Below are 15538 nucleotides of genomic sequence, written 5' to 3'. Positions count from 1 at the left end.
GCTCACCGCCTGCGGGCGATGAGCCAGACGAGATAAGGCGCGCCGGCCAGCGCCGCGAACAGGCCTAGCGGCAACTCGTAAGGGAAAGTCGCCGTGCGAGCGCCGAGATCGGCGATGATCATCAACAGCGCGCCGATCGCCGATGATGCCAGAAGCTGATGCGCCGGTTTTATGAAGCCCGCCCGGTGCGCGATATGCGGTCCCATCAGCCCGACGAAGCTCAAGGGGCCAACCAGCAGCGACGCCGCGCCGGTCGCAAGCCCGGCAACGAAGATCATCGCCGTGCGCGCCGAGCGCACCGGCACACCAAGCGCAACCGGCACCGCGCTGCCGAGCGGCAGGATCGTCAGCCAGCGCGTGAAGAACAGCACGATCCCCGTGCAGACGATCGCCAGAACCGCGAGCACGATCGACGACGCCGGCGTTGCCGTGTTGGACGAACCGCCGAGCCAGGACAGGATCTGCCATGAGCGCTGATCGCCGATCGCAAGCAGGGCCGACAAAATAGCTGAGGTCAGCGAACTGACGGCGATGCCTGCGAGCAGCAGCCGTTCGGGAGAGAGTTGACGCCGACTGGCAAAGGCGACGACGATGATCATCACGATCATGGAGCCGATGCCCGCGCCAGAGAAAAGCTCGGCGACGCCGGCCGCCGGCACGATGGTGATTGCCGCTGCAAAGCCGACGCCGGCTCCACCGCTGACGCCCAAGACCTCCGGGCTTGCCATCGGATTGCCGGTCAGCCGCTGCAAGATTGTGCCCGCGATCGCGAGCAGGCTACCTGCGGCGGCCGAGGCCAGCAGCCGTGGCCAGCGTATGGGCAAAAGATCGGCGAAGTCCTGCGCCGAAAGCAGTATGAAACCGGCGGGTGTCCGCGCCAGGAAAAGAACCAGCAGAGCGACCGTCGGCAGGAAAGCGAGAAGCAGGATCAGCCATGTGCGCGGCGCCCTCGCCTGGGCCACATGCTCGCGCTCCTCGTGCAGTTCCACCGGCTTCACTTTCGGCAGCAGCCAGAGCAGCAGCGGGCCGCCGATCAGCGCCGTCATCGCGCCTGTCGGAAAGGTCTCGCTGGTGGTGGAGCCGAGGAATTGCACCAGTCCATCGCACAGCCAGAGCAGCAAGCCGCCCGCGATGGGCGATGCGAGGATGATGGTATGCGGCTTCCGGACACCCAGGCCGCGCACCAGGGCTGGCCCGGCAAGGCCGACGAAGCTGACCAGACCGACGCTTGCGGCAACACCCGCCGCCAAGCCTACAGCGATCACCGCGACCGCTACCCGTATGCCAACGAGCCCCACGCCGAGCGATTTGGCGCCGCTATCGCCGAGGCCGAACAACGCCAGCGGCCTGAGCAGCAGGATGCTGGCGGCAAGGCCGGCGAGCAGTTCCAGCGCCAGCGTCGAGGCGACCGACCAGTCCTGCTGGCCAAGCGCGCCGCCGTTCCACGTCACCAGCGACATGAGATATTCGCCCTGCGAAAGCGTCATCGCGGCCGACAGCGCACCGCAGGTGATGCCGACGAGCAGTCCTGAGACAACCATGGTGAGCGGATCGAAACTGCGACGCCAGCCGAGCAGGAAAACCAGCGCCGTTGCGCCGGCGGCACCAGCGAGCGCCACAAGCGCGCGGTATCCATCGAGGACCGCGGGAAAAAACAGCGTCGTCGCGACGATGGCGAGCTGGGCGCCGGCCGAGACGCCCAATGTCGAGGGGTCGGCGATCGGGTTTCGGAGCAGCCTCTGCAGCAAGGCGCCGGCAAGACCGAGTGCGGCGCCGGCCAATATAGCGACGGCGGCTCTCGGAAAGACACCGTAGGCCAGGATGATCCGCTCGGTGGTCATCCCATCCGGCATGAGCGGCAGCGATGGCCAGGCGGTAAGCGGCAGAAAGGCGAGCGCCTGCCGCAGGAAGAGCAGGACCGCAAGCGCGGTCGCAGCGGCGAAGAAGATCCAGGCTGTGCGCGATGTCAAAGCGTCTCTCCGCCTTTGACGAGCACTTCGCTCAAGAGCCGCGCGAAGCGAAGGCCGGCGGTGATGCCGCCATAGGGGTTGACGTTGCCGATGTTGACGACACGCCCTTCTTTGACCGGCTTGAGCGACTTCCAGATCATGCTGTTGCGAAGGCTGCTGCGCGCTTCGACGGGGATATCGGAGGCGATGACGATACGCGCCTCGGGATTGGCGGCGAGGTTTTCCATGGGCACCGGTGCTGCGAAGGTGAAGCGCGATCGGTCCGTCCAGGCATTCGGCAAGCCGAGCCGCTGCAGGATATCTCCGAACATGCTGTCGGCGCCGAAGGCGCGGAAGTGACGGGAATCGCCGATATTGATGATGTAGGTCGGCCGCGCCGCGAACGGGGCGAGGTGCGCGCGAAGGCCAGCCAGCAATGCGTCCTGATCGGCCAGCACCTTGAACGCGGCATCGGCGCGACCGAGCAGATCGCCCAGTTGCGAGACGGCGTTGAGCGCCTTGGCATAGGGCGGCTCGCCCTGGACGTAGAAGGGCAGCGAGTAGACGGGGGCGATCGCCTCCAGCGCTGGTTGATGCCTGACATAGAAGGGCGAGATCAGGATGAGCTCGGGCTTCAGCAGGTGCAGCAACTCGAAGTTCGGCGAGCCGCGCAGGCCGAGATCGACAACGGAAGACGGGATCTCCGGCTCGACGGCATCGCTGCGGAACTGAAGGAGCTCGGTGGCGGCAATCGGGGTCACGCCGAGCGCCATAATGGTTTCGAGCATCGCCCAGTCGATCGCCGCGATGCGGCTCGGCGTTGTCGCCGCCTTCGCATCCCACGCAACGGCAAGGGCAGCGAGCAGGCCAAGAGCCTGCCGCCGCCCGATCAGAGCTGATTTATTGGAATTGTCTGAAATCATACGCCCACTTTATCTGCCGCCTACCAGGCAAAACTCAATCTGGCCATGACCGTGCGACCATCACCATAGGTGCAGCCGAACGAGGAGCAGCTTGAGACATAGTTCTTGTCCGCGATGTTCTGGAGGTTGAGCGACGCGGTAACGCCATCCTTCTTGTAGCGGATCGCCGCATCCAGCAGCGCGACACCACCGAGATCGAATTTATTGGCCGTATCGCCATAGCGTTGTCCCACATATCTCACGCCACCGCCGATGCCGAAGCCATCGAGATCGCTTCCCTCCTGGAAGGTGTAATCGAGCCAAAGGCTGGCGGCGTTTGCCGGAACGTTGTCCAGGCGATTGCCATTGTCCGTTCGCCCCAGAATTTCCGTGTCCATGTACGTGTAGGCGGCGTGCAGGTCCAGCCCGTCGGTGAGACTTGCCACACCTTCGAGTTCCACGCCCCGCGCGTGCACCTCACCGATCTGCGCGATCGTCGTTCCAAGGCCGCCTGGCAGGGATACTGTATTGGACACATTATTCTGGCGAAGATCGAAGACGGCGGCGGAGAAGAAGCCGTTCCAGCCCTCGGGCTGATACTTGACGCCGATTTCCACCTGCTTGCCTGTCGTCGGGTCCAGCAGCTGGCCCGTTGTCGGCACCGGAACCGGCTCGAAGGAGGTGGCGTAGCTGATATAGGGCGCAATGCCGCTATCGAAGACGTAGCCCAACCCGGCGCGACCGGTCAGCTTGTGATCATCCTTGTCCAGCGACCGCTCGACATTGGTTCTTCCATTCAAGGAGGTGCCGCTCGTGCTCGCCCAATCCTGCCGGAGGCCGAGCGTCGCGCGCCAGTTGTTGTAGGACATCTCGTCCTGGATATAGATGCCGAGCTGCTGCAGGTCGGAGACGACATGCGCGTCCGTCGTCTTGGACGTCAGCCTGATCGGACCACCATAGACGGGATTGAATGCATCAAGCGGCGTCGCGCCCCAGAATTGCGTGCTGGCATCGTTGGCGAAGTATCGGTAGTCGAGGCCGACAAGCAGCTTGTGATCGACATCGCCGGTATCGAATTCGGCCAGGAAGTTGTTGTCGATGTTGAAGGTGTTGAGGTTTTCGTCCTGGAAGGTCGCATTGCGATTGATGGTCCGGCCATCGGCGGCGAGACCTGACGTGGCCATGCCGAGCGCCTGGTAACTCCAGTCGAAATTGGAATAGCGAACATTCTGGCGGAAGGTCCAGACGTCGTTCAGGCGATGTTCGAACTCGTAGCCAAGGTTCGTCAGCGTCCGCGAGGAACGGTCGAAGCTATCGTCGCCGACGAAGAAATCGCGGGAGAGCCGATTGTTCGTCGCGTTGAGCGTCAGCTGGGCGGGCAGGCTGGATGGGGTGCTTGGGTTGTCATGCTGGACGCTGGTGAGGATCGTCAGCTTTGTGTCGTCATCGGGCTGCCATGTCAGCGCCGGAGCGATGAAGTAACGATCGTTATCGATATTGTCGGTCTGTGCACCGGCGGCGCGCACCAGGCCCGTGACGCGATAGGCGAAGTCCGAGCCGTCGCTGACGGGACCGCCCACATCGAAGAACGAGCCGTAAGTGTCATAGCTTCCGGCCTGTAGGCCGACTTCGCCGAAACGCTCGAACACCGGCCGCTTGCTGATCAGATTGATCATGCCGCCGGGATTGCCCTGGCCGTACATGACCGATGCCGGCCCCCTCAGCACCTCGATGCGCTCCAGCTGATAGGGATCGACCGCCGGCGCGCCGGCGGTGCGCATCATCTTCAGGCCATTCAGATATTGCGACTGGCGACCATCAAAGCCTCGGATTCGAGGCGAATCGAAGCGCGGATCGGAGCCATAAGGCGTGCCGGAAACACCGGGCGTGTATTCGACCGCCTGCCCGACCGTTTCGGCGCCCTGGGCGCGAATCTGATCGGTTGTTACGACCGAGATGGATTGCTGGGTCTCCAAGAGCGGCGTCCCCGTCTTGGTCGCGGTCGAACTGGTCTTCGCGACGAAGCCTTTTACCGGTGCCTTCGGATCTTCCGCGCCCTTGGTCTGCACGGTGATCGGCGCGAGCGCTGTTGCGCTGTCGCCATCTTCGGCGCGCAGCTGGCCCGAAGCCGTTACCGATACGCCTACCACTGCCGTTGCTGCCAGCGCTTCCATGAAACTAAGGTGTCTTGCCACTCTACCGCCCAATCCAGTCACGATCCGAAAACTGGACTTGTTTAGTCACCTTATCCTATTTCATCCAATAAATGACAGGGGGTATTTTCATCATTATTGCTTATGATATTTTCAGACACTCATAGTTTATAATTATTCTGAAGCGCGCATCACATGACGAGCCCGGACTCACGAAGGCCACCCCGCAATCCTTCCTTCGAACTACGCCACCTCAAATATTTCGTGGCGCTTGTCGAAGAGCGCAATTTCGAGCGCGCGGCAGCAAGGCTCGGCATCGCCCAGCCGGGCTTGAGCCAGCAGATCATGAGCCTCGAGGAGATTCTCGGAACATCGCTTCTCGATCGCACGAGACGGTCTGTCCATCTCACGCAGTCCGGCCAGGTGCTCTACGACGAGGCGATCAAGATCCTCGCGCAGGCGGATGTGGCGATGGTGGCGGTCAACAGGGTCAGTCGCGGCGAGACCGGGCGGGTCTCCATCGGATATGTGGCCTCGGCGGCCTATTCCGGCGCCGTCGTGCAATCGATCAAGGCCTACAAGCGTGATCACCCCGGTGTCGAGATCGAACTGACGGAGATGGAGCTGCGCAAGCAGCTCGCCCGCATCGTTGAGGGGCTGCTCGACTTCGCCTTCATCCGCGGCCCTGCCCCCATTCCGGATGGCCTTGCCACCCATATCATCCGCCGCGAGCCCATCGTCCTGATGGTGCCGGATGGGCATCCGCTGACGCTGGAGCGCGGCGCCGCCAATCTTGCCGGCCTTGCCGGCGACGTGTTTCTGACACCGCAGCAACCGCGCGACGTCGGCTTCCACGGCACAACCTATGCTGCCTGCAAGGAAGCGGGGTTCGAGCCGAACATCAATTCCACCTCTTGGGACTTCACAGGTATCGGCAGCATGGTTGCGATTGGGGCAGGCGTGGCGATCGTACCGAAATCGCTTGAATGCGTCAGGCTGCCGGGTATCCGATACGTGCCGCTGCCGCATGCCAACGTAACGTCCGATCTCGTCGTCGCCTATAGAAAGACCGAGGCGTCTCCGGCTGTGCGGGCATTCATCGCCCACAGCAAGCGCAACCTCTGACCCCAAGGATAGCAACCTCGCGCGAAACGCTCGGTTGATTTGAGCTTGAGGCCGATCAAGGCCCGTGCTTTCATCACCTGGGGCGGAAAGCTGTGGGAGAATTGCGACGTGACAGCAGATGCGGGAACGCTGCACCGCCCTCCAACCGGCAGTCTGCTGCAGCGGGAGTGGTTTCTTGCGATCAGCGCGCTGACAAGCCTCGCTTTCCTGTTTCACGGTCCGGCGCTGTTCGCGCTGCTCGCCAATCCCTTCTGGCTGACGCTGATCTTTATCTGGCTCTTCTCAGTCGTGCTCGGCTCGGCACTGGCAGTCGTGCGGCATGCGGATCACCTTGCCGAGCGCCTGGGCGAGCCCTACGGAACGCTCATACTGACGCTCGCAATCACCACGATCGAGGTCGTGGCGATCACCGCCGTGATGCAGCATGGCGAGAACAACCCGACGCTGGTCCGCGATACCCTGTTCGCCGTCGTCATGATCATCCTGAACGGAATGGTGGGGCTATCTCTGCTCCTCGGCGCCTGGCGGCGGCATGAGCAGAGGCATAATCTGCAGGGCGCGAACGCCTATCTCGGCGTGATCGTGCCCTTGGCGACGCTCAGCATGATCATGCCGAATTTTACGCACCCTAACGGCGGGCCGGGCTATTCAACCGTCCAGCAGACGGTGCTGGCGTTCATCTCGGTCGGGCTCTACGGCGTATTCCTGATGCTACAGACAGGACGTCACCGGGGCTTCTTCATCGACGATACGGAAGAAGCCGCGCCCGCGCGTCACCACGCGGATCATCAAGGCCCGCTCTGGTGGCCGATCTTGATGCTCGCCCTTTACATGTCGTTGGTCGTGTTCCTGGTGGAGCAATTGGCGCCGCCGATCGATTATTTCATCGAGACGCTACGCGCGCCGGCGGCCCTTGGCGGCGTGATCATGGCGGTTCTGGTGGCGACGCCCGAGGCGATCAGCGCCGTGCGCGCGTCGGTCGCCAACCACCTGCAGCGATCGGTGAATATCTTCCTCGGCTCGGTTCTCTCGACCATCGGCCTCACCGTCCCCGCCATGCTTGTCATCAGCCATCTCACGGGAAACCCCGTCATTCTCGGCCTCGATCACAGCAGCCCGATCATGCTGGTGTTGACGCTCGCCCTGAGCATCATCACCTTCTCGAGCGGCCGCACGCATCTGATGCAGGGAGCGGTGCATCTCGTTCTCTTCGTCGCCTATGTCCTCTTGATCTTCGAGACTTAGAGGCGGTCAGCTCGCCCTGTCGCCTTTCGCGTCGAACACATGGACATGCTGTGCGGGGAAGCCGACATTCACATCAGGCCCCGCCGCCAGTGCTGCCCGGTCGAGCGTGAAGATCTTGAACGGCAGACCATGCAGCGAGAGATGGAGGATAATGCCGAAGCCCGTCGGCTCGATCAGCTCGACGCTTGCCTTCACCCCCGTCTCTTCCGACGTCATGACGACATGTTCGGGACGAATGCCGAGTGTAACCTTGTCGCCGTCTGCAAGCTTGAGCGGATTGGACAGCGCAACAACGGTGCCGTCCTTCAGCTGCGCGCCGCCGTTCCTATAGGTCGCCTCGAGGAAATTCATGCCCGGGGAGCCGATGAAGCCGGCGACGAAGAGATTGGCGGGGCGATCATAGAGCTCGAGCGGGCTGCCCACCTGCTGCACCACCCCGCCATACATGGCGACGATCCGGTCCGCCAGCGTCATTGCCTCGATCTGGTCGTGGGTCACGTAGATCGAGGTCGCCTTCAGGTCGCCATGCAGTTTCTTGATCTCGGCGCGCATCTGCTCGCGCAGGCGGGCATCGAGGTTGGACAGCGGCTCGTCGAACAGGAAAGCCTTGGGCTGGCGCACAATGGCGCGGCCCATGGCGACGCGCTGGCGCTGGCCGCCGGACAGCGCCTTTGGGCGGCGTTCAAGCAGCGGATCGAGCCCGAGCTTGGAGGCCGCCGCGCCGACGACGCTGGCGATCTTGTCCTTGGCCGTCTTCCTCAGCTTCAGGCTGTAGCTCATGTTTCCGGCGACATTCATATGCGGATAGAGCGCATAGGACTGGAACACCATGGCGATGTCTCGGTCCTTCGGATGCAGCTCGTTGACCCGGTTTCCGGCGATCCGGATCTCGCCCGAGGTCACCTCCTCGAGACCGGCGATCATTCTAAGCAATGTGGATTTGCCGCAGCCGGAGGGCCCGACGAGCACGACGAACTCGCCATCCTCGATCTTGAGTTGGACGTCCTGCAGGACGTGGACATGGCCAAAGGATTTCTTGACGTTCTGGATATCGATCGATGCCATGTGATTAACCCTTGACCGCGCCGGCCGTCAGGCCCTGGACGAGGTAACGCTGGATGAGAAGGAAGAAGAGACCGGCCGGGATGAGCGCGAGAACACCCGCCGCCATCATCTGGCCGAAGTCGACCGAGAATTTGCCCACGAAGGTTAGCAGCCCGACCGGGAAGGTCGCGGCGTCGTTGCCGTTGATCAGCATCAGTGCGAAGAGCAGCTCGCTCCACGCCGCGGTGAAGACGAAGCCGAGCGTGGCTGCGATCCCCGGCAATGTCAGCGGCAGGATGATCTGGCGAAACGCGGTGAATTGCGTCGCGCCGTCGATCATTGCCGCTTCCTCGAGATCCTTAGGAATGCCGTCGAAGAAGGACTGCATCAGGAAGGTCGCGAAGGGGACGTTGAAGGCGGTGTAGACGACGACGAGGCCGGTCAAGCTGTTGGTCAGATGCAGCGGCGTCAGGATCTTGAAGATCGGCGCGACCAGCATGACCAGCGGGAACATCTGGGTGAGCAGCATCAACGCCACGATCCAATATTTCGCCCGGAAATTGAACCGCGAGAGCGCATAACCAGAAAGCGATGCACAGATCGTGACGACGACGGCGGTTGAGGCGGACACGATCAGGCTATTCTTGAAGAAGGTCGGAAAGGCGCTGTGCTGGAGGACGAAGCTATAGTGCTCCCAGGTCGTGCGCGACGGCCACATCCGGACACCCTCTGAATAGAGAAGGTCGTTCGGCGTCACGGACACCTTGAGCAGCCAGAACAGCGGAAACAGCGCGAAAACGATGTAGCACAGGATCGCCAGACGGTGCGCGATAGTGGGGATGATGGATCGTCTCATGGCTCAATCCTTGTTCAGCAGGGTCTGCCGCAGCAGGATAATCAGCATGGAATAGGCGAGCAGCAACACCAGCAGCACAAGCGCGATCGCCGAGGCGTAACCAAAGTCGAGCCGCTTGAACGCCTGGGTGAAGATATAGCTGGCAACGATCTGCGTCCTGTCGGCCGGGCCGCCGCCGGTCATGACGACGATGAGATCGGCGAAGTTCGACACCCATACGGTGCGAAGGAGAACGGTGATCGCGATCGTCGGCGCCAGAAACGGCAGCGTGATCGAGCGGAACCGCTGGAACCATGTGGCGCCGTCGATGGAGGCCGCCTCGTAGAGGTCACGCGGGATTGCCTGAAGGGCCGCGAGCAGCGTGATCGCGAAGAAGGGAATGCCCCACCAGACATTGGCGATGATCGGTCCCCACATGGCATATTGCGGGTCGGAAAGGATATTGCGCGGCTCGCTCATAAGGCCGAGCGCGTAGAGCCAGTGCGGGATTGGCCCGATGACGGGATTGAACAGCCACGCCCAGTTGAGGCCGGCGAGAAACGACGGGACGGCCCAGGGCAGGAACACCAGCGCCTGAACGAGGCCCCTGCCCCAGAACGGCTTGTCGAGCAAAAGCGCGAGGATGAGCCCGAAGATGAACTGCAGCACGACCGAGGCGCCAGTCCACCAGAGCGTGTTCTTCAGCGCGCCATAAAAGGCGGCATCCTTGGAAAGGTCGCGAAAATGCTCCAGCCCGACAAAGCCGCCGGAAAAGGGGTTCAGAAGCTGGATATCGCGGAACGCGTAGGACACGCCGATCACCAGCGGCACCAGCATCACGGCGATGATGAGGACGAGCGATGGGGCGCTGTAGAGATAGGGTTCCGAGGCATCGGCGACGCGCTTCAGCCACGACCGGCGGTCACGGCGACTGTCTAGCGTATCGGCGGTCATGGTCATCTTGGGCGGCTTTCATGGTTACGTTCAGTTTGCCCGCAGTAGGGCCCGCGGCCCCCTCATCCCCGGTGCAACAAGTTGCACCTGAGCCTTACCAGGCCACCTTCTCCCCGTTGGGGAGAAGGGAACGGAGAGGTTGCGGCGGAACCCCTTCTCCCCAACGGGGAGAAGGTGCCGGCAGGCGGATGAGGGGGCCACACATGCGAAGCCCCCTTTTCCAGCCCGCTTACTTCTTCGCGAGGTACTTTTGCTGAGCCTTGGTCAGATAGTCCGCCCACTGGTCAGCCAGTTCCTTCGGCGTGATATCGCCGAGAAGCGCCTGCTGCGTCGTCTTGATGGCGAGCGAATCCTTGAAGAAGGCGAACTCCTCGAGGTAGGTCGGCATCACGGTAGGAACGATGTTCTTGTCGGCCAGTTCGTCGAACCAGCCCTTGAACTGCTCGCTCGCATAGAAGGGGTCCTTCTCGGCCGAGGTGTGAACCGGCAGAGCACCGGTGCGCTTGTTCCACTCGATGTTGCCTTCCGGCGATTCAAGCGTTTCGATCAGCTTCCAGGACAGATCCTTGTTCTGGCTGGTGGTGAACATCGACCAGCCGGCGAAACCGATCGTTGTAAAGCCCTTGCCGCTCGGACCGACAGGCATCTTGGTGACGCCGAAATCCTCGGGCTTCATGCGCTGCGCAACCGCGATCAGAGCATCCGGATCCTGGTCGAGCATCGCGCAGGTGCCGGAATAGAAGCCAGCGACGGTCTCGTTGAAGCCCCAGTTGACGCTGTCCTTCGGCGCCAGGCCCTTCTTGTAGAGATCGACGACCCATTCGAGACCCTTCGTCCAGCCTTCGCTGTTCATGGTCGAGGTGCCGTCGTCGTTGAAGAACTTGTTGGAGCCGGCCATCGTCGCGCCGAACATCACCCAGCCGTTCAGGCCGCCCGGTCCGCCGCGCAGGCAGTAGCCGGACTTGCCGGGAAGCTTGGAGACCTTCTCAGACGCAGCGACGAATTCATCCATCGTCTTCGGCGGCTCGGAAACCCCGGCTTCCTTGAAGAGGTTCTTGTTGTAGAACAGCGCGCGCAGGTAGAAGCCGTACGGCAGCATGTAGGCGGTGTTCTTGACGTCGCGGCCGAGTTCCAGCGCACGCGGCGTCAGGCCCTTGGTGTATTCCCACTTTTCGAGGTAGGGCTCGAGGCTTTCAAGCATGCCGTTGTTGGCGTAAAGCGAAAGCCAGGTATCCGGCATTTCCATGACGTCAGGGGTGTCGCCTGCCGATACCATGGTCGCGAACTTCTGGAACGCTTCGTTCCATGGCAGCGAGATGATGTCGACCTTGGTGCCGGGGTTGGCGGCTTCGAATTTGCCGACAAGCGATTTCAGGGTTTCGGTGCGCTCGGGGCTGGTGATCACCTCGACGAGCTTCAGCGTCGTGTCGGCCATCGCCGTACCCGCCATCATCGTGGCCAGCAGCGTTGCGGTTATCAGTCTTTTCATGCTCAGTTCCCCCTTCCAGGTTTTTCCTCTGTTTCTGGACTTTTACGAAGCGACGGAAAGCGCCTCCTCGATGTCTCTCCACAACGCCTCGGTTCCTTCGAGGCCGACATGGAGGCGTACGGACCGCGCATGAATCCCGAAGGTATGCGCGGAATTGGGCTGTGCCTTCTGCTGAAGGACGACCTCGCCTGGTACGATCAGGCTTTCATGCCCACCCCAGCTCACTCCCAGTTTGAAGAGCTTGAGGTGATCGGCGAAGGCGCGGATATCGACGCCTTCGCGGAATATGAACGAGAACAGCCCCGACGTGCCGTTGAGGCCGGCCGGCAGGCGGTTGGCCAGTCCCGGATGGCAGACCGTCTCGACGACATCGAGATCCTGCAGGCGCTTGGCGATCGTCATGCCGGCCGCCTCGTGCGCCTTCATGCGGATCGGCAAGGTGCGCATGCCGCGGATCAAGAGCCAGGCATCGAAGGGCGACAGCTTGCCGCCGAGATAGGGATAGGATTCCGCCTTGACGCGGGCGACCATTTCCTTCGATCCGGCCACGACGCCCGCCACGACATCGCTATGGCCGCCGAGATATTTAGATGCCGAGTGAATGACGAGATCGACTCCGAGCGTGATCGGCCGCTGGAAGACTGGGCTTGCCCAGCTGTTGTCGATCATCGAGATGACGCCGTGTTTCTTGGCGAGCGCTGCCAGCGCGCCGACATCATGCGCTTCCATGACCCAACTCGTCGGGCTTTCCATGTAGAACAGCTTGGCGCCGGGCAGCGCCTTGGCCACGGCCTCTTCGTCACGGCCGTCGACATAAGTCACCTCGACCTTCATTCGCTTCAGGACCGTGCCGAACAGGCGGAAGGCATCGGGATAGACATGCTTGACGGCGACGATACGGTCGCCCGACTCGACGAAGGCGAGCACCGCCGACGAGATCGCCGCCATGCCGCTCGCAAACCCCAGCGCGTCTTCCGCACCCTCGAGCTTCGCCAGCATCTCCTCGAACATCCGCACCGTCGGATTGAGGCCGCGCGTGTAGATCGGGCGTACCTTCTCTCCGCGATAAGAGGCGATCATGTCGTCATAGTCGGAGAAGGTGAACAGCGAGGTCTGGAAGATCGGCGGCACCACGGCTTCGGCGAAGTTTCCTTCGTCGTGCGCGGTGATGAGGGATGCGAATTCGAACGGGTCTGAACCGTTGCTCATTGGGACATTTCCTTGATGTCTTCCTCGACGACCGCGAGGATTTTCAGTGTCTCTTCGCGCGCCGCCTCGGGATCGCGCGCGGCAATCGCGTTGAAGAGCGTGCGGTGAAAGGGAAAGGAACGGCGGGCGAAATCCTGCCGCTCGAAAGGGTGCTGCCAGAACTGCCAGAAGGTCTCGCGCATCTGCTCGAGAAGCTGGCGAAACAGCGGATTGTGGCTGGCATCGTAGATGGCGAGGTGGAAGGCCAGATCTTCCGGACCCGAGGTGCCCTTTTCCAGATGGACGCGCTCCATCTCGTTGAGCTTCTCTTCGATGACGATGAGATCCTGAGCGGTGCGCTTCTTCGCCGCCACCACGCCGGCCTCGCACTCGATGCCGCGGCGCACTTCCAGCGTCTGCAGCAAGGCGTTGCGCAGATCCGTCGCATGCAGCGACAGTGGCATATGAATGGTCGCCTTGGTAATCGGCTTCAGCAGATAGGTCCCGCTGCCCTTGCGCGTCTCGATCACGCCGAGCGCCTGGAAATGCCGGATCGCCTCGCGAATGGTCGAGCGCCCAACCCTGAGGTCCGCCATCAGCTCGCGCTCGGCGGGCAGCCGGTCGCCGGCCTGCAGGCGCGCATCCTCCACATAGTCCGCCAGCGCGTCCGTTACCTGACGCGCGCGATCCATCGCCGGAAGCGGCCGGATAACCGGCCTATCGCTGTTTGGTGCCTTCATGGTTCCCCAATATTTTTATAGGCAGCCGACCTTTAAATTGGTCTGACATCTTAGCATTTCACATGGATTAGTGACTCGTCAAGATGCCGTGACTGGCTGCGGATTTCCTTTAGCAGTGGACTCTTTTCCCGGTTGCGGGCTACGGTTTACCCCAATCGCTGTCCCGCTCGATAGCGAAACTGCCAAGCTATTTTAAATGAAGCAGTAGGTAGATTGTCAGCAACCGTGCGACAGCAGCTCGCTATTGCTCAGCCCCATGGGCAGGAGAGCAAGATGCTCTGTGAATTACCAGCGCGATATCGTTCGCCAACGCTGACAAATCTGCTGCGGAAAGCTCGCACATTGTTGTATGCCGTAACTGCTTTCTGAGCAGCGGCACCAAACGTTCAATTACCGTCTCCTGAGATGGAGGCATATCTGATCTGATTACGTCCTGCATTTTCTTGCTTTGCCCAAACTCCGGAAAACAGTAATAGGCGACAGCCCCGTTAGGTAGGATGGCATAGACTGGAAGTCTCTCCCTCTACCTTCAGGCTGCTTCAACTGCACAGGACAGGGGGCTCGCCACTGTCCAAAGCTTCAGCGTAGTCCGTGGCTCCGTGAATGACCCCTCCAGCCAACCTATTTGCCAGCGCCCTCGGTTCGGCAAAAGTTTTCACTAACTAGCCTTGGACGCCGCGGCTAGCCTGGAGTGACGGTCCGAACGCAGGCGGCGACATGACGTTTTGCAACGCCGCGCTTTTCTCAGTCTCCCTGGTGGAAAGTCGATTTGCCCGGTGATGGCGTTGCTCTAGCGCCGCTTCGAACAGCGATCGTGTACCAAAATTCCGGCTCATCAATACTGGGGTCGATAGGATTCCAGGCACCATCTCCGCGACACTAAGCATGTCGATGACAAACGACGTTTTGAAAACGACGCCGAAGTACGCGTACTCAAGAGCATTTTCCCAAGTCGGGTCAATCACGCGCCCCTGGTCATCGAGCAGCCAAGCATGCTGAATTGGTAATCCCTGACCGCCTCTGTCGGCCGCATAGCCCTCGACGTAGAAAAGCTCTCCGTTGGCCGTCGAAGAGGTGAGAAGCGCCTTAACGCAGTTTGCGTAGCACTGACGCTTCTGTCCCGCCGCAAGATGCGCCGGACGGCTCCGCACTTCGAACATGGCTTTGCCATAAGCCAGCAAAGCTGTCTCTGGGCCGAAGTAGGTCTCGCTGGCCCCGTCGGCCAGCCAGCCGATATGCGCCATGATTAACTTGTCCCACTTGCCGCCAGTCATCTCGATGTCCTTCGTTGCTAATGAAACCAGCGTGGCGTCGATTTTTCGTGTCGTCAACGACGCCTAGTCCATATGGAGCAAGATTCACCAGCTCGGGCTAACCACTGAATCCTTCTGACTTCCGTCGGAAGGACGTCCAGTCGAAGTGCAGGCGTCCATGTGCGTGTCGCCGATTTAGAGGCTAATCGACTGCGACCGAGAGACACTTCCTGCTCTTCAAGCACATGCGGAAGAGGGATTCAGGCGAGTTGAGACGGTCGATCATCGTGGCGACGTCAGGCATTCGCAGGACTATTTCATAAACTGCCAAGACGCCGAGCGGATCCCCGTCGGATCGATCGTTCGAAAAGCGTCGCGATAGGTTTCGCACCCGATTGGGCGGCTTCGAGTTTGACGGCGAAGTGGAGCCCCACATCTGCTCTGGAAATGATCTCATGGCAATAGACGATGAGTCATCGGGACTTCGGCTACCATTCAGTCACCATCTCTCCCGCCACTATTACGATCGCAGATCCTTGCTGGGCCACGTGAACGCGCTCATTTCTGTCGATCAGCAGTGTTCCATCGACGACAAGTTCGACGGCCAGCCGCATTCGTTGAGCCTTCTTTGCTCAGCAACTCCTTAGGTTTCACCAATAGG

12 protein-coding genes are annotated in these 15538 nt (G+C 61.4%); 2 read left to right on the top strand and 10 right to left on the bottom strand.

From position 1 onward, the window contains the following. Positions 1-2 precede the first annotated feature (2 nt). Genes fhuB through ACODTZ_RS03380 form a run of 3 tightly spaced genes read right to left on the bottom strand, consistent with a single transcriptional unit; the run spans position 3 to position 5025 of the window. Entirely contained in the window at positions 3-1970 is a 1968-nt protein-coding gene (gene fhuB, locus ACODTZ_RS03390) for a Fe(3+)-hydroxamate ABC transporter permease FhuB (protein ID WP_489023751.1), read from the bottom strand. Then, positions 1967-2872, bottom strand: a complete 906-nt coding sequence (locus ACODTZ_RS03385; RefSeq protein WP_489023749.1) for an iron-siderophore ABC transporter substrate-binding protein — start codon at positions 2870-2872, stop codon at positions 1967-1969. The genes fhuB and ACODTZ_RS03385 overlap by 4 nt, the downstream gene beginning before the upstream one ends. A gap of 20 nt (positions 2873-2892) precedes the next feature. Further along, positions 2893-5025 carry a TonB-dependent siderophore receptor gene (locus ACODTZ_RS03380; protein ID WP_489024782.1) on the bottom strand — a complete coding sequence of 711 codons (2133 nt, stop codon included), beginning with the start codon at positions 5023-5025 and terminating at the stop codon, positions 2893-2895. 174 nt (positions 5026-5199) lie between these two features. Here ACODTZ_RS03380 and ACODTZ_RS03375 point away from each other — a divergent pair, with 174 nt between their 5' ends. Then, entirely contained in the window at positions 5200-6129 is a 930-nt protein-coding gene (locus tag ACODTZ_RS03375) for a LysR family transcriptional regulator (RefSeq protein WP_489023747.1), read from the top strand. Between the two features lie 108 nt (positions 6130-6237). Then, complete coding sequence (locus ACODTZ_RS03370; protein ID WP_489023745.1) at positions 6238-7374, top strand: calcium:cation antiporter; 1137 nt, start codon at positions 6238-6240, stop codon at positions 7372-7374. A 6-nt stretch (positions 7375-7380) separates the two neighbouring features. On the opposite strand, the gene ACODTZ_RS03365 is transcribed toward ACODTZ_RS03370, so the two are convergent. The 7 genes from ACODTZ_RS03365 to ACODTZ_RS03335 all read right to left on the bottom strand — a co-directional run bounded on the left by ACODTZ_RS03365 (position 7381) and on the right by ACODTZ_RS03335 (position 14955). Then, positions 7381-8439 (bottom strand): ABC transporter ATP-binding protein, encoded by a 1059-nt coding sequence (locus ACODTZ_RS03365; protein WP_489023743.1) that lies wholly within the window; start codon positions 8437-8439, stop codon positions 7381-7383. Positions 8440-8443: 4 nt separating this feature from the next. Beyond that, positions 8444-9274, bottom strand: a complete 831-nt coding sequence (locus tag ACODTZ_RS03360) for a carbohydrate ABC transporter permease (protein ID WP_047503993.1) — start codon at positions 9272-9274, stop codon at positions 8444-8446. Between the two features lie 3 nt (positions 9275-9277). Then, positions 9278-10213, bottom strand: a complete 936-nt coding sequence (locus tag ACODTZ_RS03355) for a carbohydrate ABC transporter permease (protein WP_018901263.1) — start codon at positions 10211-10213, stop codon at positions 9278-9280. A gap of 223 nt (positions 10214-10436) precedes the next feature. Beyond that, entirely contained in the window at positions 10437-11696 is a 1260-nt protein-coding gene (locus tag ACODTZ_RS03350; RefSeq protein WP_018901262.1) for an ABC transporter substrate-binding protein, read from the bottom strand. A 42-nt stretch (positions 11697-11738) separates the two neighbouring features. Next, positions 11739-12905: a PLP-dependent transferase gene (locus ACODTZ_RS03345; protein ID WP_489023740.1), complete on the bottom strand. Its 1167-nt coding sequence runs from the start codon at positions 12903-12905 to the stop codon at positions 11739-11741. Continuing rightward, positions 12902-13624, bottom strand: a complete 723-nt coding sequence (locus tag ACODTZ_RS03340) for a FadR/GntR family transcriptional regulator (RefSeq protein ID WP_489023738.1) — start codon at positions 13622-13624, stop codon at positions 12902-12904. Before ACODTZ_RS03340 ends, ACODTZ_RS03345 begins: the two co-directional genes overlap by 4 nt. A 662-nt stretch (positions 13625-14286) precedes the next feature. Continuing rightward, positions 14287-14955 carry a hypothetical protein gene (locus ACODTZ_RS03335; protein ID WP_489023736.1) on the bottom strand — a complete coding sequence of 223 codons (669 nt, stop codon included), beginning with the start codon at positions 14953-14955 and terminating at the stop codon, positions 14287-14289. Positions 14956-15538: the final 583 nt, after the last annotated feature.

Source organism: Rhizobium sp. FG113 (assembly GCF_057809895.1).
The sequence above is the reverse complement of the archived record's forward strand: the minus strand, read 5'-3'. Positions and strand labels throughout refer to the sequence as shown.